This window comes from Halomonas sp. ML-15 (genome assembly GCF_014779595.1).
Classification (GTDB): Bacteria; Pseudomonadota; Gammaproteobacteria; order Pseudomonadales; family Halomonadaceae; genus Franzmannia.
Genome location: NZ_JACXZT010000019.1, coordinates 1,208,985 through 1,226,945, shown reverse-complemented (window position 1 = coordinate 1,226,945; position 17,961 = coordinate 1,208,985). Strand labels below are relative to the sequence as shown.

Below are 17,961 nucleotides of genomic sequence, written 5' to 3'. Positions count from 1 at the left end.
AGTGGGCGAAAAAAGCAAAGCCTACGCCACCGCCGCTGCCGCGTCAGCCTTCCTGTAAAACTGAATTCATTATTATGGTGCACGCCGCGGCTAGTGGAGCACTGGAATTGCGCACCCGGCGGAATGACGGCAAAAGCCTGCCTTCTCGGCATTAGGCCATGACATTGATTTGATATCTAAAAATCGATTTTTGGCACGCTCTGTGCAGTGTCTGCTTGACTCAGGCATCCCCAAAGGATCAAGCGATGAATGCATCAATGGCCGCCTCTGCAACCCGAGCCGCTTCGTCTAGCGCGCAGGGGATACAGCGTCAGAGTGTAATCACTCTCGAGGGTATCAAGAAGACGTTCAGCAGCTCCGGCGCCGAACCCATCGAGGTGATTGAAGACATCACCCTCGACATCAAGCAGGAAGAGTTCGTCAGCATCGTGGGGCCCAGCGGCTGTGGCAAGAGCACCATGTTCAACATCATTGCCAGCCTGCTGGAGCCCAGCGACGGCAGCATTACCCTGCGCGGCAGTGACCCAGAGTGCGGCGCGCGCATTGGTTATATGCTGCAGCGCGATCTGCTGTTTCCGTGGCGAACTATCATCGATAACGTCTGCCTGGGGCTGGAGATACAAGGCGTGCGCAAGGCGCGCCGCTATGAGATGGCCCGTGACCAGCTGGCGCGCTATGGCCTGGCCGATTTTGCCGACCAATATCCCAATACCCTCTCCGGCGGTATGCGTCAGCGTGTGGCACTGATCCGCACGCTGATCACCGACCCCGACCTTATCCTGCTCGATGAGCCGTTCTCGGCACTCGACTATCAGACCCGGCTAGTGCTCGAAGAGGAGATCGTCACGATCCTCAAGGAGCACCATAAAACGGTGGTGTTGATCACCCACGATATCGGCGAGGCCATCGCCATGTCGGACCGCGTGGCGGTAATGACTCAGCGGCCCACCTCGGTGAAGAAGATCTACGATGTGGGGCTGTCTCGCGAGCTGGGCTCATGCCTCAAGGCACGCAGTGACGTGCGCTATCAGGGCTTCTTCAACAGTATCTGGGATGACTTGGATATTCAGATTGCTGGAGGTGAGTCATGAGCGAGGCACAGCTGCATACCCATGTGATTCGCGCCGGCAGCGTCAAGGAGAACGATGAGCAGCTGGCCGGCAATACGCTGCTCAGCGACAACCTGTGGCGTGGGGCTGGCCTGGCGCTGGTCGTTATCCTGTGGCAGATCGGGGTCAACGTCGGCTGGATCAACTCGTTTCTGATGGGCTCTCCGGTGGGCATCGCCGGCGAAGCCTGGCGCCTGATCCAGTCCGGGCAGCTGCTCAACGATACCATTGCCACCGTCTATGCCACCGTGGTGGGCTTCCTGGCCGGCAGCATTCTGGGCTCCATCTGCGGCTTGCTGCTGTGGTTCTCGCGCACCGTGGCGCGCATTATCGACCCCTTCATGGTTGCCCTCAACGGCCTGCCCAAGATTGCCCTGGCGCCGATGATCATCATCTGGTTTGGCTCGGGGATGTTCTCCAAGATCATGCTGGCGTTTGTCGCCACCTTCGTCGTCGCATTGCTCTCCGCTTATCAGGGCACCCACCAGATCGACCGCAACTTGATCAACCTGATGCGCTCACTCGGCGCCAGCCGTCGAGAAGTGTTCACCAAGGTGGTCGCGCCGGCCACGCTGCCGTGGATCATCTCCGCCTTCCGCTTGAACATCGGCTTTGCCTTGATCGCCGAAATCGGCGGCGAATTCATCTCTTCCGACCGTGGTCTGGGCCGCATGATCTTCGTCGCCGGCAACCTGTTCAACCTCAATGTCGTGTGGGTAGGAGTCATCATGCTGATGATCGTTGCCATCGTGCTCTACGTGATCGTCTCTCAGGTCGAGAAGCGCCTATTGCCGTGGGAAAAGGGGCATAAATAGCACCGCGAAGTCGCGTCACTACCCAAGCAACAGTGAGCACCACCATCAATAACCATAAGAGGCATTGAACGATGAACATATCTACCACCTATAAGCGTATCGCCTTCGGCGCCGGTCTGTTGGCACTCGGTGCCTCGGCCCACACCCAGGCCGACGACATGGATACCATCCTGATCAACGAAGCCTTCCATTCGCTGCTCTACCTGCCGGTCTATGTGGCCAAGCATGAAGGTATGTTCAACAACCATAATATCGATGTACCAGTGGTGCGCTCGGCGGGTTCGGGGCCGGCGGCGCTGGCCTCGGTGCTCTCCGGTGAGTCGCAGTTCTCGGTGCATGGCCCGGAGCATGTCGGCTTCGCCCAGGAGCAGGGCGGCAGCGGCAAAGCGATCAGTGCGGTGGCCAACAGCGCCCCAGTATGGGTGCTGGCGCATCCCGATCTCGACTACTCGTCGCCGGCCGACCTCGAAGGCAAGGAGGTGGTGGTCGGCCTGGCCCCGGGTACGTCGAATACTTTGATCAAGCGTCTGATCGAGGATGCCGGCCTCAATGGTGAGGTGACCCTCACTGAAGTGCAGAATGGCTCCGAGCTGGGTCCAGTGCTCTCCGGGCGCGGCGATATGGCGGTGGCCTACCAGCCGCAGGTCGAGCAGGGCATCTCTCAGGGGTTGGAGATCATCCACGCCTTCACCGACGACTACCCTGAGTATGCCTTCTCGACCATCAACACCTCCCAGGAGATGATTGATGACAACCCGGATCTGGTGATGCGCTTCGTCAGCGCTATCAACGACTCGCTGGCGCTGATCCACTCCGATGCTGACACCGCCAAGGCGGTAGCGCGGATGGAGTTCGGTGATTTGCAGGGCGATGTGGTAGACGCCGCGGTGCAGCGCATGATCGACAACAACGTCTATCCCGAGAGCGTAATGATCACCGAAGACGCCTTCACCAATGCCATCGAGATGCAGCAGTTCGTCGGCAATATCCAGGGTGAGATGTACTACGACGATATCGTCGACGCCTCCTTTGCCAGCGAGGTCGTTCAATAAGCGCTCTGGCAGCGTATCCTCGGATGGGGTCCTTGAGGCCCCATTCGTCATGGTGTTTGGAGTGAGTTTGAATGCTGTCAGCGCTGCTGTTCTTCTGCCTGGTGGGCGCCGTCGCCGGCGTTATCGCCGGGCTGTTCGGTATTGGTGGGGGCGTGGTGATCGTGCCGGCGCTGATCGTGGCCCTCAATCAGCAGGGTATCGATCCCGCGGTGGTGATCCACCTGGCCATCGGTACCTCGCTGGCGATCATAACCGTAACCGGCGCCTCCTCGGCGCTGGGCCACTGGCAGAAGGGCGCCGTGGTGGTCGATCTGCTCAAGCGCATGCTGCCCGGACTGATGGTCGGCGCAGTGCTGGGCGGCCTGATTGCCGGGCAGCTACGCGCGGAACTTCTGGAGCGTTACTTCGGGCTATTCATGCTGCTATTAGCGCTGCGCATGCTGCTGGCCAAGCCCCCTAAGCCGGGGCGGCAGCCGGCCGGTATGCCGGCGATGTTCGCCGCAGGGACGCTGATCGGCACCTTCTCGGCGCTGTTCGGTGTAGGCGGCGGGGTGCTCAGCGTGCCGTGGTTGGCGCGCAGCGGTGCCAGTCTGGCACGCGCTATCGGCACCTCGGCGGCTTGCGGTCTGCCCATTGCTGCCGTGGGGGCAGCGACCTTCATGTTCACCGGTCACGGTCAGTCCAGCCTGCCGGCTTACAGCAGCGGCTACCTCTACTGGCCAGCTTTTATCGGAATAGCGCTGTTCAGCGTGCCCTGCGCTAGACTCGGCGTGAGGCTCGCCCACCACCTGTCGCCGCGGCTACTCAGGCGCTTGTTTGCGCTGTTGATGCTGCTGGTCGGCTTGAAACTGATTGTCTGAGTGGACCAACCGGCCGCCGGACTCGAGCGGAGAAGCATTGTGAATCTAGATTCTGAGATGACCATCGAAGATTACCAGACCGCCCTGGCCGAGGGCCGTGCGGAGCCGCTGGACTGGTGGCACGCCTGTGCGGCGCGTATCGACCAGCGTGAGCCCGAGGTGGAGGCCTGGGAAGCCCTCGCCGAAACGCCCGCGGCGCCGGATGACTCCCACGCTGATCGGCTGCTGTGCGGCGTTCCGGTGGGCCTCAAGGACATTATCGAGACCGTCGATCTGCCCACGCGCTGGGGTACCCGTGGCTATCTGCACTCTGACGGGGGGCTGGTGGATGCTGCCCTGGTGACGCTGCTCAAGGAGCAGGGGGCGCTGATCATGGGCAAGACGGTCTCCACCGAGTTCGCCTACTTCACGCCCGGCAAGACCCACAACCCGCATGATCTAACACGTACCCCCGGTGGCTCCTCGAGCGGCTCGGCGGCAGCGGTGGCCGACGGGATGGTGCCGCTCGCCTTCGGTACTCAGACTGCCGGCAGCATGATCCGCCCGGCCAGTTTCTGCGGGGTGTTCGGTTTCAAGCCCACCTTCGATACCGTCAGCGCCGCCGGGGTTAAATCCTTTGCGCCGTCGCTGGATACCCTGGGCTGGTTTGCGCGACATATCGAGGATATCTGCACCACTTACTCGGCGCTGACCCGTGCCCCACGTATCGCGCCGCTGGCTAGCCTCGCCGGGGTGCGGGTCGGCGTGCGCAGCCTGCCGGGCGATGTGGCGCCGGATGACGATACCGAGCAGGCGCTGCGCCATGCTCAGGCGCGGCTCGAGCAGGCCGGCGCTGAACTGGTACCGCTGGAGCTCGACGCGCGCTATGAGGCGCTGATCGAGCACCAGAAGGTGGTGATGGCCTACGAGGCCGCCCAGACCCTGGCCAGCGAGTACGCCCGCTTCGCCGCGCAGATGGGCTCCAAGCTGGTCGAGCTGCTCGAGGAGGGCAGGGCTATCGGCCATGAGCGCTATCTCGAGGCGCGGCGCGCCACCAATACCATGCAGCAGGCGCTGAGTGGCGTGTTCGATGAGCAGGTCGACGTGATCCTCGCCGCCAGCGCCGCCGGCGTGGCGCCGGAAGGTATCGAGGCGACCGGCGACCCGCTCTATTGCCGCGCCTGGACGCTGCTTGGCGTGCCGTGTCTCAATCTGCCGCTGAGCCAGGGTACGGCGGGTATGCCAGTAGGCGTACAGCTGGTGGCGGACCGCTGGCAGGACCAGCGGCTGCTGCAGATTGCCAGCACCCTGATGCGTCAGGAGGTGCCCGCATGAGCCAAGCGCTGCCGATCAAGACTATCCATGGCCACCACTGCCATCACGGCTGGGATAACAGCATCGCTGCGGTAGAGCAGGTGGCCCCGGGCTCCACTCTGACGGTGGTCTGCCACGATGCCGCGGGCGGCCACTTCAGCCGTGATTCAGGTGTCGAGGCGGTGACCAGCATGCCCTTCGAGCGTATCAACCCGGTCACCGGGCCGATCCACGTTGACGGCGCGGCCCCCGGCGATGTGCTCAAGATCACTCTCAACGACTTTACTCCGTCGGGCTTTGGCTGGACCGCCAATATCCCCGGCTTCGGCCTGCTCGCCGACCAGTTCCCCGAGCCGGCGCTGACGCTGTGGGACTATGACCGCCAGGCCCTGAGCCCGGCGGCCTTCGGTCAGCATGCGCGGATACCCCTCAAGCCGTTTGCCGGCACCATTGGCCTGGCCCCTGCCGCCCCCGGCAGCCACTCCATCGTGCCGCCGCGGCGGGTGGGCGGTAATCTGGATATTCGCGACCTGGGCGCCGGCAGCGTGCTCTATCTGCCGGTGGAAGTGGAGGGCGCGCTTTTCTCCATCGGCGACACCCACGCCGCCCAGGGCGACGGCGAAGTGTGCGGCACCGCTATCGAGAGCGCCATGGACGTCAGCGTCACCCTGGAACTGATCAAGGATACGCCGCTCGCGATGCCGCGCTTCTCGACCCCCGGCCCGGTGACACGCCATCTCGATGGCGCCGGCTATGAAGTTTTCACCGGGATCGGCCCCGACTTGATGAACGGCGCGCGTCAGGCGCTGGAAGGCGCCATCGAGTGGCTGGTCAAGACGCGCAATATGCCCGCCGAGCAGGCCTATATGCTCTGCTCGGTTTGCGGCGACCTGCGTATCAGCGAGATCGTCGATGCGCCCAACTGGGTGGTCAGCTTCTACCTGCCGAGGATCGTGTTCGAGTGAGGCGAGATCACTCACCGTCCTGGTTGTTGCCGCGCTCGCGGATCGCCTCGGCAATGCGCTCGATGCCTTGCCGGTAGGCCGCCTTGCGGTAGGAGATCTGCTCCGCCTCGGCGCGGTCAAGCACCGTGGCTGCTTCACGCTCCAGCACTGCATCCAGGCGCTGATTGATGGTTTCCTCCGTCCAGCGATCGCCGCTGCGGTTCTGCACCCACTCGTAGTAGCTGACGATCACGCCGCCGGTATTGGCGAGCACGTCCGGCAGTACCGGAATGCCGCGCTCCTCGAGGGCGTCGTCGGCGGCTGAGGTCACCGGGCCATTGGCGATCTCGAGTATCAGGCCGGCGCGGACGTCGCCGACGTTATCCTCGTGGATCTGATTTTCCAGCGCCGCCAGGGCCAGCACATCGACGTCGAGGGCCAGCAGTTCGTCCTGGTCGATCGCTTCGACCCCCTTGGCGTGGCATACCGAGTCGTCGCAGTAGACCATGCCCTTGAGCTGCTGGTGGCGGGTCTTCTCCTCCTTGATAGGATCGGGCTCCAGCCCCTCCTCGGAGTAGATGGCGCCGCCGGAGTCCGACACTGCGACGATCTTGTAGCCCTGGGCATGGGCCAGGCTGGCAAAATGGTAGGCGGCATTGCCGAAGCCCTGTATTGCTACCGTGGTGTCCTGCGGCTTGCGCCCCTCACGCTCGGCCCAGATATCCAGCACCTTGAGGGCTCCCCGCCCAGTGGCCGCCACCCGGCCGTAGGAGCCGCCCAGCGTCAGCGGCTTGCCGGTGATGGCCGCCGGAGTCTGGCCGCGCACCAAATGCGCGTACTCGTCCGACATCCAGCCCATGACGGTGGCGTTGGTGTTGACGTCGGGGGCTGGAATATCGCGGTTGGGGCCCATCACATCCGCGATGCCGCGAATATAGCCGCGTGCCAGGCGCTCGAGCTCCAGCCGCGAGAGCTGTTTGGGGTCGACCTGCACGCCGCCCTTGCCGCCGCCGAAGGGCAGGTTGACCACCGCGCACTTGACCGCCATCCAGAAGCTCAGGGTGGTCACCTCTAGCTGGTCGACGGCGGGGTGGAAGCGGATACCGCCCTTGGCCGGGCCCAGGCTGGTGTCGTACTGCACCCGCCAACCGGGAAACACCTTGAGACTACCGTCGTCCATGCGTACCGGCACGCTGACCTGCAATGACAGTGCTGGCTGCATCAGCCGCTGGCAGGCATCGGGGCTGATTTCCAGCGCCTCGAAGACCTCCTCCAGGCGCGAGCGGGCATCGTCGAACAGGTTGGTGTGATCCTGCTGTGTGGCATCTTGGCTCATGACATCCTCCTTAATGGCGATGAGCAGGGGGTGATGAATAGCCTAGCAGTCGCTGCCCCGGCTTGGATATGTTGCGGGTCTGGGCCACACTGAGTTGGCAAGCATGGATGCGAGCCAAGGAGGACCGATGAGACCCATCACTCGACGCGGGCTGCTCTGGGGCAGCCTGTATCTGCTATTGGCGCTGCTGCCGCTCGGTATCGCGCTACTCTCCGTTCCCCAAGAACCCCGCGGCCTGCTCGGCGCGATTGGTGTGATGTTCGGCCTATTGGCGCTGGGTGTGTTCGGCATGCAGGTGATCATCTCCGGCCGGCACCGCTGGTTTGCCGAGAGTATCGGCTTCGACAATATTCTGCAGTTCCACCGCCAGACCGGACTCTTGGCGCTGTGGCTGGTGCTGCTGCACCCGCCGCTGATATTCGCCGCCGATCCCAGCTATCTCGCGTTTCTAGACCCCCGCGACGATACTCTGCGCGCGCTGGCGCTAATCGGCCTGCTGGGTGCCAGCGTGGTGCTGATCATCAGCTCGCTATGGCGGGTGCAGCTGGGACTCTCCTACGAGTGGTGGCGGCTGCTGCATGGCGGTCTGGCGCTGTTCGTGGTGCTTGGCGGTCTTGGCCATGCGCTAATGGCCAGCCACTACACCGCCGGTTGGATCACTGCCGGGCTGCTGGTGGCGGTGGTGCTGGTGCCGGTCTACTTGCTGGCCGATACCCGGCTACTGCGCCCCTGGCGAATGCGTAAACGGCCCTGGCAGGTGGTCGACAATCAGCCGGCGCTGGGCGATGCCACTACCCTGACCCTGGAAGCGGAGGGGGAGCATCGCATCGACTTCAACGCTGGGCAGTTCTTCTGGATCACCTTCGGTGACTCACCGTTCTCGCTGCAGCAGCATCCATTCTCGCTGGTATCGAGTGCCTGCCGGCCAGGGCGCGTCGCCTTCACCGCCAAGAATCTCGGCGACTTTACCGCTACCCTGCCGGAGATAACGCCAGGCACCCGCGCCTTTATCGAAGGGCCCTACGGCGCCTTTATTCCCGATGTGCGCAGTGCATCCGGAGCGGTGTTAATGGCTGGCGGCATCGGCGTCACGCCGATCATGAGCATCCTGCGCACTTTCAGTGATCAGGGGGTGACCCTGCCGCTATGGATGATCTACGCCAACCCCAGCTGGGATGAAGCGACCTTTCGCGACGAGCTCGCCGAGCTGGAGGCCGAGCTGCCGCTCAAAGTGATCCACGTGCTCAGCGACCCGCCTGAGGGCTGGCAGGGCGAGACTGGCTATATCGACAAGGCGCTGCTGGAGCGCTGCCTGCCGGAAGACGACGAGCAGCGCGAGTACTTTATCTGCGGGCCGGAACCGATGATGAACGCCGCAGAGGGGGGCCTGATCGAGCTTGGGGTGCCCGCCACACGGATCATCTCCGACCGCTTCGCCATCATTTGAAGGAGGCCCAAGATGCTGCATCAATACGTGCGCTACGCCGGTAACCTGGCCGGTGTCATATTAGTCGCGGTGGCCATTGTGGCCGCGGTAGTGGTGACCCGCTGACCGAGCATTCAGCAGCCGTAAAAGCGCGTGAAGCTCTCTAACCCCTCGCGCTTGGGCACGAAGCCGTTCTCCGGCGCATCGGGAACGGCATGACCGAGGGCCAGCGCGCACAGCACCAACTCGTTGTCGTTGAGGCTGAGCTGTTGGCGAATCACTCGATGGTAGGGGGCGATGGCGGCTTGGGCGCAGCTGTGCAGGCCCTGGCCGCGGGCGGCCAGCATCAGGCTCTGCAGAAACATGCCGCAGTCCATATAGCTGCCGGTATCCAGGCGCCGGTCGAGGGTCAGGATCATCGCCACCGGGGCATCGAAGAAAGCGTAGTTGCGGCGCGCCTGGGCCAGGCGTTTGTCGCGCTCCTCGCGGTGGATGCCCAGTGTCTCGTAGAGCCCGTAGCCGCAGCGCCGGCGGCGGCCAATATAGGGCTCGAACCATTCGCGGGGATAGTAGACGTACTCGGCCTGGTGCTGCTCCGGCTCATGGTCGAAGGCGCCGAGCAGCGCTTGGCTGAGTGCCGCCAGCGGCGCGCCGCTGACCACGTGCACCTGCCACGGCTGGATATTGCTGCCGCTGGGTGCCTGGCTGGCCACTTGCAGTAGACGCTCTAACGTTTCCCGCGGCACCGGCGTGGGCAGGAAACGACGTACCGAACGTCGTGACAGAATGGCATCGTCTACATGCATGGAAGGCACCTCGCGCGCGATGAATGGCCTATCATGGTGCCGTGTTCCCCTCACTTTTACGATGGCAAGAGCAGAGCGCATGGCCCGCATCAAGCACCCCGAAACGCCGGACGGTCGCTATTTCGTCGCCAAGGAGAAACTCTGGCGCAAGACCGACCCCCGGTTGGATGACGCCACCCGCCGGGCACGGGTCAAGGCGCTGATGCAGGCCCGCCGTGCCGTCAAACATGCCAAGCAGGCCGAGGATGACGATGCCCTGCGTGAAGCGCGCCAGGCAGTGGATACCGCCAAGATAGCCCTCGGCGAGCGCGGCCCCGTGTGGTGGGATGACGACGCCCCAGACGAAACCGGCAAGCACCCGCGTAACAGCTCATATGCGGAGTGGTGGCAGCAGCTAGAGACAGGGAAGTGAGCAGCTGACAGGGACATGTCTTGCGATCCAGTAGGCATTGGTCTGGATGTGGTGACGCAGATACCATCGGCGTCGTTATCCTAGGTCATGTGTAAGCGCTCACATCTTCTTCTAGGCTGAAGGAGGCGTTGTAACGACGCCTCGCGTTCAGACAAGGAGGATTGACCGTGACTAACGATGACCGTAAACCGACTACCAATGATGCAGGTATCCCGATCTCAAGCGACGAGCACTCGCTTAGCGTAGGCCCGGATGGCCCGATCGTACTGCACGACCACTATCTCATCGAGCAGATGGCCAACTTCAACCGCGAGCGGATTCCCGAGCGCCAGCCCCACGCCAAGGGTGGCGGTGCCTTCGGCCGCTTCGAGGTGACCCAGGACATCAGCCAGTACACCAAGGCCGCCGTGTTCCAGCCCGGCACCACCACCGAGACGCTGATCCGCTTCTCGACGGTGGCGGGGGAGCGGGGCAGCCCCGACACCTGGCGCGATCCGCGTGGTTTCTCCCTCAAGTTCTACACCTCCGAGGGCAACTACGACATGGTCGGCAACAACACCCCGGTGTTCTTTATCCGCGACCCGCTGAAGTTCCAGCATTTTATCCGCTCCCAGAAGCGTCGCGCTGATACCAACCTGCGTGACCACGATATGCAGTGGGACTTCTGGACGCTCTCGCCGGAGTCCGCTCACCAGGTCACCTGGCTGATGGGTGACCGCGGCATCCCCAGAACTTGGCGGCATATGAACGGCTACTCCAGCCATACCTATATGTGGGTCAACGCCCAGGGGGAGCGCTTCTGGGTCAAGTACCACTTCAAGACCGACCAGGGTATCGATTGCTTGACCCAGGAGGAGGCCGACCACTTGGCCGGCGCCGACGGCGACTACCACACCCGCGACCTTTACGAGGCTATCAAGGGGGGAAATCATCCGAGCTGGACGCTCAAGGTCCAGATCATGCCCTTCGAAGACGCCAAGACCTATCGCCTCAACCCCTTCGACCTCACCAAGGTGTGGCCCAAAGGTGATTACCCACTGCACGAAGTGGGCCGTCTGACCCTGGATCGCAACCCCACCGACTACCACACCGAGATCGAACAGGCCGCCTTCGAGCCCAATAGCCTGGTGCCCGGTATCGGCCTTAGCCCTGACAAGATGCTGCTGGCACGCGGCTTCTCCTATGCCGACGCCCACCGTGCGCGGCTCGGGGTCAACTACAAGCATATTCCGGTCAACTCGCCCAAGGCCTCGGTGCACAGCTACAGCAAGGACGGGGCGATGCGCATGCACAATGTCACCGACCCGGTCTATGCGCCCAACAGCAAGGGAGGCCCCCACGCCGACCCCGAACGCTACCCGGAGGACACCACCTGGGCAGCTGACGGGGAATTCATGCGCGCGGCCTACACCCTGCGTCAGGACGATGACGACTACAGCCAGGCCAACACCCTGATCAACGAGGTGATGGACGACGCCCAGCGCGAGCGGCTGGTCAACAACGTCAGCGGGCACCTCAAGGACGGCGTCTCCCCCGAGGTACTGGAACGCGCCGTTCAGTACTGGCGGAATATCGACCAGAACATCGGTGATCGCATCGCCAAGGCGGTTAACGGCTAGCCCACTCACCACCTCGCCCCGCCATCCCCATGCGGGGCGAGGTGCATTGATCTACACTTCGCCTTCGGTACCTATCACGTAACTACCCAAGCTAACGGTGGGAGCGGCTTCAGTCGCGCTAGGGAATGCGCCAAGTTCGTTAGGCGCGCTCAGCGTGTGACCTTCTCCTATACTCTTTTGCTGGTTGTTCAGAGTGAGGCCGTAATGACGTTTCCAGAGTTTGCCACCCACTACATATCGAGGTGCAGCTTTGGGACCCTCCGCCTAGGGAGATAACGCCGTCGAGCTGCCACACTCTCTGACGCTTTTCACCCAATCTGCCGTTCGATCTGAACGGCTTTCTCTTTGAGCATCTCGCCGAATCGGGTGCAGGCATCATCGTCGAAACGGTTGATCAGTCCTGAGACGGCCAATGCGCCATGCAGCTTGCCACGGCTGTCGATGATCGGGACGGCAATCGCGGCCAAGCTGGCTTCGCGGGCGCCGAAGGATTGGAAAATCTCACCACGTTCTGGGGCGGGGTGGGCCAGCGCTAGTCCCGCCGCACCCTTGCCAAGTGTCAGGCGCGCCCCTTCCTCAACGTGATGACGCAACTCATGGCGTCCATTTTCCCGATACAAGCACACCCGCTCGTCGCCATCGCGAATAAAGAACGAGGCTGTTTCGCGTGTCTGGTCGCGTAGCTGTTCCAGTACCGGCCGTACCACTGCCTCGAGGCTGACACTTGCCTGCCCTAGCTGGCCCAGCCGTAGCAGTGCCGGCCCTGGGTGGTAGAGGCCATCACGGTCGCGTTGCGTATAGCCGAAGCGTTCCAGCGAGCCCATCAAGCGCAGGATGGTGCTCTTGTAGAACCCCGTCTCGTTGGCTAATTCAGCCAGGCTCCAAGCGGGTTTATCGGCGCGAAAGGCGTTGAGCAGGGTCAGGGCGCGCTCCACGGATTCGACGCGTTGCTCTGCCATGGCATCTCTCCTTTGATGAAACTTTAGTATGTTGCTGGGTAGAACGCATTGCAACAGGCGGAATTATTAGATTATATTCCCTCTGACGGAATTTGTTCTGTTAGGGGGAATATGCGTCAAGGCTACCAACCCACTCGTGTCCCCGCGGGCGTCCTCTCAGTGTGGGGGCAAAAGGCCATACTCCGGGAGTGATGGTACAGCTAGAGGGAGAGCAATGAGCAACACCATTCTGATTACTGCACCGCGCTTGGCTGTAGAGGGCCGGGAAGTGCTGGAACTGGCCGGTTGCCGCCTGCTGTTCATCCCCAAGGGCGAGGAAGAGCGTCTTGTCCAAATCATGTCCAGCCAGCCGATTGATGCGGTAATAGCGCGCACGCTGCCGATTGGTCGAGAGGCGATTGCAGCATGCCAAGGGCTACGTGCGATATCGCGCCATGGCGTCGGTCACGACGCTGTGGACATCCATGCCGCAACGGAGCGCAATATTCCCGTCACGGTAGTAGGGGAGACCAATGCGCAATCAGTGGCAGAGCTCGCCATTGGCTTGATGATCGCGGTAGCGCGCGACATCCCGCAGCTGAGTGAGCGTGTACGTGCTGGCGAATGGCCGAGACAGACACCTGGGTTACAGCTCTCCGGCCGTGTATTGGGACTCGTAGGTTACGGCGCTATTGCTAGGCATGTCGCACGCATGGCCGGCGCCATCGGGATGCGCGTGATGGCCTATGACCCAGCAGTCGACAAGATGGATGAGGGCGTTCGCAAGACGCCAAGTTTAGAGGCCTTGTTAGCCGAGAGTGATGTCTTGTCTTTGCACTGCCCACTGTTACCTGAGACACGCCAGCTGATTGATAGGTCTGCACTCGCTGCGCTGCGTACCGGTGCCATTGTCATCAATACTGCTCGAGGAGGGTTGATCGATGAGGATGCCTTGGCCGAGGCCATTGCCAGCGGCCATCTACAGGGAGCGGGGCTCGACACTCTGGCCGAAGAGCCGGTTCCTCCCGGGCATCGCCTGGCGCGCATGCCCCAGGTGGTCATCATGCCCCATGTAGGAGGGAACAGTGATGCTGCCCTGGCATTGACCGCTCGCGCTGCCGCCGAGAACGCCTTGGCGATACTGGCCGGCAAGCGGCCGTCGCACGGGCGCATTGTCAACGAAGACTTATTGGAGATGAGACGATGAGTGCCCATACCGATACCGAAAATTGGCCAACGGGCTTTTATATCCATCCGCGGCGTACCACGCTGACCGCTTCGTTGGTTGACGCCTACCGTCAGGTGCCTGTGGCGCATGCTGGCGACGTGATGGGGCGCCATACCGGCACGCTGGGGTTGCAGATGTACCACAATGATCTTGGCCTGACGATGTGTGGTCCCGCGGTCACAGTACGAACTCGCCCCGGTGACAACCTGATGGTGCATGCCGCGATGCAACGCGCCCAGCCTGGCGATGTCATTGTCATAGATGGCGGTGGTGATCTATCCACGGCGGTGATCGGCGGACTGATGCGCACGACGGCGATCTCTCGTCAGCTGGGTGGCTTCGTGATCGACGGTGCTCTACGCGATGTTGCCGAATGGGCCGAAGGAGGGGTGCCCGTCTATGCGCGCGGTCACACCCACCGTGGTCCCAGTAAGGAGGGGCCCGGTCAGGTCAATGTGCCGATCGCCTGCGCCGGTCTGGCGATCCAGCCTGGGGACCTGATTCTCGGTGATGCCGATGGCGTCATTGCGATCCCCGCCGCTGAGGCAGAGGCCGTCCTGGCTAAATGCCACATCCATGCGGAAAAAGAAGCGCGCATCCGCGCCAATAACGAAACAGGGCATATCGATACTGAACGCTTCGACGCAAACTTGCGTCAGAGAGGTTGTCCGGTCTGATCAGCCGAGGCGCCGCTCGAATTGAGCGGCGTTCTCCCGGGTTTCTAACCCTACGTCACACGTTGCCCAAGGCCTTTAGCCGCTCGGCGCTTAGAGCGATGTCGTCATTCTTGTTTACCCCAATACCTTGATCAATGATGCTCTGAGCAATGCGCTTGGCTTCGTCTAGCGAGTGCATCACGAAGGTGCCGCACTGAAACTCATTGAGCTCTGGAATGTCTTCCATTCGCTCCACCTTCAGGACATCATGCATGGCGGCTAGCCAGGCGTCGCTGACGCGCTCTTCCGTTGGGCTTCCCAGTAGGCTCATATAAAACCCGGTACGGCAGCCCATCGGCGAAATATCAATAATTTCGACGTTGTCGCTATTTAAATGATTGCGCATAAAGCCGGCGAATAAGTGCTCCAGGGTGTGGATGCCTTTTTCACCCATCATCTCCTCATTGGGCTTGTTGAAGCGCAAATCAAATACGGTAATGGTGTCACCTGAGGGTGAATGCATGGTTTTGGCGACACGCACTGCTGGGGCGTTCATGATCGTATGGTCAACGGTAAAGCTGTCGAGCAAAGGCATCTTGACTCCTTATTGAATGGCTCAAGCGTGCCCCCTTCGCGAATGGGGCTGCTGTTTAAGCTTGCGTGGGTGTGACCTCACAAAATGCCATAGGTTGTCCCTGGGGACTACAGCCCACCAGTGTTTCATCGCGTACCACCGTTTGGCCGCGCACCACGGTCGCCACTGGCCAGCCGGTGACCGCCTCGTTGTGGTAGGGCGTCCAGCCACTGACGCTGGCGATCCACGCATCGCTGATCCGCCGTTCGGCGTTTAGGTCGACTAGGGTCAGGTCGGCATCGTAGCCGAGGGCGATGCGTCCTTTGCCTTCAATACCGAATAGGCGGGCTGGTCCTGCGCTGGTCAGGTCGGCTAACCGCTGCAGGCTCAGTCGCCCCTTGTGGACATGGTCGAGCATGATCGGCACTAGGGTCTGTACGCCGGTCATGCCGCTAGGTGAGTCGGGGTAGGGGTGGGCCTTCCCTTGCCGCGTGTGCGGGGCGTGGTCGCTGCCGATCACATCGACCACGCCGTCGCGAATGGCTTGCCATAGCGCTTGTCGGTGGCTTTCATCGCGCACCGGTGGGTTCATCTGCGCCAGGCTGCCCAGGCGTTGGTAGCACTCAGGGGCGCATAGCGTTAGATGGTGGGGAGTGACCTCGACGCTGACGCGGCGCTTGTGGTGCGCGAGGTAAGCCATCTCGTCGGCGCTGGATACATGCAGCACATGTAGCCGCCGACCGATCTCACCGGCCATCGCTACGATGCGTTGGGTCGCCAGCAGGGCGCTTTCCGGGTCGCGCCAGTGCGGGTGGTCGCACACATCGCCGCTGGCCTCTACCAGGGCGCGGCGTTCGCGCAGCCGTGTCTCATCCTCGGCGTGCACCGCCATGCGCCGTTTGCCGTGACGCAGGATCCGCTGCAGAACGGCGTCGTCATCGCTCAGCAGGTCGCCGAAGGAGCTGCCCATAAAGACTTTGACACCAGCGCAGCCGGGCAGATTTTCCAGCTCGGCCAAGCGTTCGGCATTGACCGCCGAGCCGCCGATGTAAAAGGCGTGGTCGCACCAGGCGCGGCCTTGGGCGAGGTCGAGCTTGGCTTGGAGATCCGCTGGTGTAAGTGTTAACGGCGTGGTGTTGGGCATCTCGAAGATCCCGGTAACGCCGCCTAGTACGGCGCCGCGAGTGCCCGCTTCCAGGGTCTCTTTATGGGTTAGGCCGGGTTCGCGGAAATGTACTTGGGTGTCGATGATGCCAGGCAGCACGTGCAGGCCGCTGGCCTCCAGGGTGTTGTCGCCGGTCCAGCGGCCGCGCAGCTCACCCAGCGCTACGATGCGCCCTCCCAGGCAGGCGATGTCCAGGCGCTCTATACCAGCAGGAGTCACCACGTTGGCGCTTAGCACAAGCAGGTCTGCGTGGCGGTGGGTTAGCCGAGTGGCGAGGTCGTCGGTGATAGTCATGCGAGGCTCTTGGGCAAATGCTGGGGCACACAGTCGGCTCGTTTGATAGTTAAGTTATATTATAACATAACGCTTTGTGCATAGTGAAAATCAAACCTCGCTTCCCGAAACTTATGCGAGAAACGAGGGTGCCGCCGATGTCATCTCTCCACTAATGCGACTTTAGTATGCTGTCAGGTAGAACGCATTGCATTGGGCGGAATCATTGGTCTATATTCCGTCTAACGAAATAAATTCTGTTAGAGGGAACTCTATGTCAAAGCCGCTCACCGGAGTCCGCGTTTTGGATTTGACCAATGTGCTGGCAGGTCCCTTTTGTTGCCATCAGCTGGTGCACCTTGGGGCGGAGGTCATCAAGGTGGAGCGGCCCCAGGGGGGAGACTTGGCTCGCCAGTTGGGTGCCGATCCGGAGCTCAATAGGGCGTCGATGGGCGTTTCGTTTCTGGCTCAGAACGCCGGCAAAGGCTCGATCACCTTGAACCTCAAGGCGGAAGAGGACCGCGCACGCTTCATAGAGTTGGTCGCCAGTGCTGACGTACTGGTAGAGAACTTTCGGCCTGGTGTGATGGCGCGTTTGGGGCTCGACTTCGACTACCTCAAGACTCTCAATGAGCGGCTGGTGTATTGCGCGATTTCAGGCTTCGGCCAGGATGGGCCGCTGGCCAATTATCCCGCTTATGACCAGATCATCCAGGGCATGTCGGGGGTGATGAGCATCACCGGCGCTCCAGATAACGCCCCTTACCGGGTGGGCTATCCGCTGGCCGACACCATTGGGGGGCTCACTGCCGCTATGACCATCAATGCCGCTCTGGCCGAAACGCCGCGCAAGGCGCACTTCATCGACGTCTCGATGCTCGATTCGGTACTCGCGACCATGGGGTGGGCGGTTTCCAATCTACTGGTGGCCGACCGTGCGCCTGGCCCGCTAGGTAACGACAACGTCACCGCCAGCCCCTCGGGCACCTTTCGTACCAAGGATGGCCTGCTAAACATCGCGGCAAACAAGCAGGAGCAATTCGAGGCGCTATGCCGAGCCGTCGACCATCAGGAGTGGATCAGCGATCCACGCTTCGCCGAGCGGCAGGCACGTCTTGAACATCGCCAGGCGCTGGCTGCGCTGATCGAGTCGGCACTGGCAGGCGCGACCACAGAGCATTGGTGGAAGGCGCTGGTGGCCGTGGGTGTGCCTGCGGGTCCGGTGTATAGCGTGGCTGAGGCGCTGGCGCATCCCCAGGTGCGTGACCGCGGTTTGATCGAGCGCTTCGATGATAGCGGCATAGGACGGCCACTCGAGGTAGTGAGCGGTGGCTACCGCTTCGATGGCCAGTCGCCGCACGTTTCGACCCCACCTCCTCGACTGGGGGCAGACAACGCGCGCCTGCTGGGTCGTGCCACCCCAATGCCGGCTACACACCGCAACAGATAACGGAG

Annotated in this window: 17 protein-coding genes; 12 read left to right on the top strand and 5 right to left on the bottom strand. The window is 62.1% G+C overall.

Annotation, left to right across the window (positions count from 1 at the left end):
• Positions 1-245: 245 nt before the first annotated feature.
• From IEI94_RS17455 to IEI94_RS17430, 6 genes are all read left to right on the top strand, one after another.
• Positions 246-1,091: an ABC transporter ATP-binding protein gene (locus tag IEI94_RS17455; protein WP_191168533.1), complete on the top strand. Its 846-nt coding sequence runs from the start codon at positions 246-248 to the stop codon at positions 1,089-1,091.
• Positions 1,088-1,924: an ABC transporter permease gene (locus IEI94_RS17450; protein WP_191168532.1), complete on the top strand. Its 837-nt coding sequence runs from the start codon at positions 1,088-1,090 to the stop codon at positions 1,922-1,924. The genes IEI94_RS17455 and IEI94_RS17450 overlap by 4 nt, the downstream gene beginning before the upstream one ends.
• A gap of 71 nt (positions 1,925-1,995) precedes the next feature.
• On the top strand, positions 1,996-2,976 hold the full coding sequence (locus IEI94_RS17445; protein ID WP_191168531.1) for an ABC transporter substrate-binding protein: 981 nt from the start codon (positions 1,996-1,998) through the stop codon (positions 2,974-2,976).
• Positions 2,977-3,047: 71 nt separating this feature from the next.
• On the top strand, positions 3,048-3,836 hold the full coding sequence (locus IEI94_RS17440) for a sulfite exporter TauE/SafE family protein (protein ID WP_191168530.1): 789 nt from the start codon (positions 3,048-3,050) through the stop codon (positions 3,834-3,836).
• 39 nt (positions 3,837-3,875) lie between these two features.
• Positions 3,876-5,150 carry an amidase gene (locus IEI94_RS17435; RefSeq protein ID WP_191168529.1) on the top strand — a complete coding sequence of 425 codons (1,275 nt, stop codon included), beginning with the start codon at positions 3,876-3,878 and terminating at the stop codon, positions 5,148-5,150.
• Positions 5,147-6,094: an acetamidase/formamidase family protein gene (locus IEI94_RS17430; RefSeq protein WP_191168528.1), complete on the top strand. Its 948-nt coding sequence runs from the start codon at positions 5,147-5,149 to the stop codon at positions 6,092-6,094. Before IEI94_RS17435 ends, IEI94_RS17430 begins: the two co-directional genes overlap by 4 nt.
• Positions 6,095-6,101: 7 nt before the next feature.
• Here IEI94_RS17430 and IEI94_RS17425 read toward each other — a convergent pair whose 3' ends face one another.
• Positions 6,102-7,409: a Glu/Leu/Phe/Val family dehydrogenase gene (locus tag IEI94_RS17425; RefSeq protein ID WP_191168527.1), complete on the bottom strand. Its 1,308-nt coding sequence runs from the start codon at positions 7,407-7,409 to the stop codon at positions 6,102-6,104.
• A 127-nt stretch (positions 7,410-7,536) separates the two neighbouring features.
• On the opposite strand from IEI94_RS17425, the gene IEI94_RS17420 reads away from it, so the two are divergent.
• Positions 7,537-8,856 carry a ferric reductase-like transmembrane domain-containing protein gene (locus IEI94_RS17420; RefSeq protein WP_191168526.1) on the top strand — a complete coding sequence of 440 codons (1,320 nt, stop codon included), beginning with the start codon at positions 7,537-7,539 and terminating at the stop codon, positions 8,854-8,856.
• Positions 8,857-8,969: 113 nt separating this feature from the next.
• On the opposite strand, the gene IEI94_RS17415 is transcribed toward IEI94_RS17420, so the two are convergent.
• Positions 8,970-9,641, bottom strand: a complete 672-nt coding sequence (locus IEI94_RS17415) for a nitroreductase (RefSeq protein WP_191168525.1) — start codon at positions 9,639-9,641, stop codon at positions 8,970-8,972.
• Between the two features lie 79 nt (positions 9,642-9,720).
• Between IEI94_RS17415 and IEI94_RS17410 the strand changes: the two genes are divergently transcribed.
• Both IEI94_RS17410 and IEI94_RS17405 read left to right on the top strand, forming a co-directional pair.
• Positions 9,721-10,053, top strand: coding sequence for a hypothetical protein (locus IEI94_RS17410; protein ID WP_191168524.1), 333 nt, complete (start codon positions 9,721-9,723; stop codon positions 10,051-10,053).
• Positions 10,054-10,220: 167 nt separating this feature from the next.
• Positions 10,221-11,672 (top strand): catalase, encoded by a 1,452-nt coding sequence (locus IEI94_RS17405; RefSeq protein ID WP_191168523.1) that lies wholly within the window; start codon positions 10,221-10,223, stop codon positions 11,670-11,672.
• A gap of 308 nt (positions 11,673-11,980) precedes the next feature.
• Here IEI94_RS17405 and IEI94_RS17400 read toward each other — a convergent pair whose 3' ends face one another.
• On the bottom strand, positions 11,981-12,631 hold the full coding sequence (locus IEI94_RS17400) for an IclR family transcriptional regulator (RefSeq protein WP_191168522.1): 651 nt from the start codon (positions 12,629-12,631) through the stop codon (positions 11,981-11,983).
• Positions 12,632-12,845: 214 nt separating this feature from the next.
• Here IEI94_RS17400 and IEI94_RS17395 point away from each other — a divergent pair, with 214 nt between their 5' ends.
• Complete coding sequence (locus IEI94_RS17395; protein ID WP_191168521.1) at positions 12,846-13,817, top strand: hydroxyacid dehydrogenase; 972 nt, start codon at positions 12,846-12,848, stop codon at positions 13,815-13,817.
• Positions 13,814-14,515, top strand: a complete 702-nt coding sequence (locus IEI94_RS17390) for an RraA family protein (RefSeq protein WP_191168520.1) — start codon at positions 13,814-13,816, stop codon at positions 14,513-14,515. The genes IEI94_RS17395 and IEI94_RS17390 overlap by 4 nt, the downstream gene beginning before the upstream one ends.
• A 55-nt stretch (positions 14,516-14,570) precedes the next feature.
• On the opposite strand, the gene luxS is transcribed toward IEI94_RS17390, so the two are convergent.
• The gene (gene luxS, locus IEI94_RS17385) at positions 14,571-15,089 is read right to left on the bottom strand and encodes an S-ribosylhomocysteine lyase (protein WP_191168519.1); all 519 of its coding nucleotides are present in this window, start codon (positions 15,087-15,089) and stop codon (positions 14,571-14,573) included.
• 55 nt (positions 15,090-15,144) lie between these two features.
• Positions 15,145-16,527 carry a dihydroorotase gene (locus tag IEI94_RS17380; protein WP_191168518.1) on the bottom strand — a complete coding sequence of 461 codons (1,383 nt, stop codon included), beginning with the start codon at positions 16,525-16,527 and terminating at the stop codon, positions 15,145-15,147.
• 253 nt (positions 16,528-16,780) lie between these two features.
• Between IEI94_RS17380 and IEI94_RS17375 the strand changes: the two genes are divergently transcribed.
• Positions 16,781-17,956: a CaiB/BaiF CoA transferase family protein gene (locus IEI94_RS17375; protein WP_191168517.1), complete on the top strand. Its 1,176-nt coding sequence runs from the start codon at positions 16,781-16,783 to the stop codon at positions 17,954-17,956.
• The last annotated feature ends 5 nt before the right edge of the window (positions 17,957-17,961 follow it).

Excerpts from the sequence above, each read along its gene's own strand:
- IEI94_RS17415 (WP_191168525.1), bottom strand. The coding sequence starts at position 9,641 with ATGCATGTAGACGATGCCATTCTGTCACGACGTTCGGTACGTCGTTTC.
- IEI94_RS17395 (WP_191168521.1), top strand. The coding sequence starts at position 12,846 with ATGAGCAACACCATTCTGATTACTGCACCGCGCTTGGCTGTAGAGGGC.
- IEI94_RS17400 (WP_191168522.1), bottom strand. The coding sequence starts at position 12,631 with ATGGCAGAGCAACGCGTCGAATCCGTGGAGCGCGCCCTGACCCTGCTC.
- luxS (WP_191168519.1), bottom strand. The coding sequence starts at position 15,089 with ATGCCTTTGCTCGACAGCTTTACCGTTGACCATACGATCATGAACGCC.
- IEI94_RS17455 (WP_191168533.1), top strand. The coding sequence starts at position 246 with ATGAATGCATCAATGGCCGCCTCTGCAACCCGAGCCGCTTCGTCTAGC.
- IEI94_RS17450 (WP_191168532.1), top strand. The coding sequence starts at position 1,088 with ATGAGCGAGGCACAGCTGCATACCCATGTGATTCGCGCCGGCAGCGTC.
- IEI94_RS17380 (WP_191168518.1), bottom strand. The coding sequence starts at position 16,527 with ATGACTATCACCGACGACCTCGCCACTCGGCTAACCCACCGCCACGCA.
- IEI94_RS17410 (WP_191168524.1), top strand. The coding sequence starts at position 9,721 with ATGGCCCGCATCAAGCACCCCGAAACGCCGGACGGTCGCTATTTCGTC.
- IEI94_RS17375 (WP_191168517.1), top strand. The coding sequence starts at position 16,781 with ATGTCAAAGCCGCTCACCGGAGTCCGCGTTTTGGATTTGACCAATGTG.
- IEI94_RS17440 (WP_191168530.1), top strand. The coding sequence starts at position 3,048 with ATGCTGTCAGCGCTGCTGTTCTTCTGCCTGGTGGGCGCCGTCGCCGGC.
- IEI94_RS17420 (WP_191168526.1), top strand. The coding sequence starts at position 7,537 with ATGAGACCCATCACTCGACGCGGGCTGCTCTGGGGCAGCCTGTATCTG.
- IEI94_RS17430 (WP_191168528.1), top strand. The coding sequence starts at position 5,147 with ATGAGCCAAGCGCTGCCGATCAAGACTATCCATGGCCACCACTGCCAT.
- IEI94_RS17445 (WP_191168531.1), top strand. The coding sequence starts at position 1,996 with ATGAACATATCTACCACCTATAAGCGTATCGCCTTCGGCGCCGGTCTG.
- IEI94_RS17425 (WP_191168527.1), bottom strand. The coding sequence starts at position 7,409 with ATGAGCCAAGATGCCACACAGCAGGATCACACCAACCTGTTCGACGAT.
- IEI94_RS17390 (WP_191168520.1), top strand. The coding sequence starts at position 13,814 with ATGAGTGCCCATACCGATACCGAAAATTGGCCAACGGGCTTTTATATC.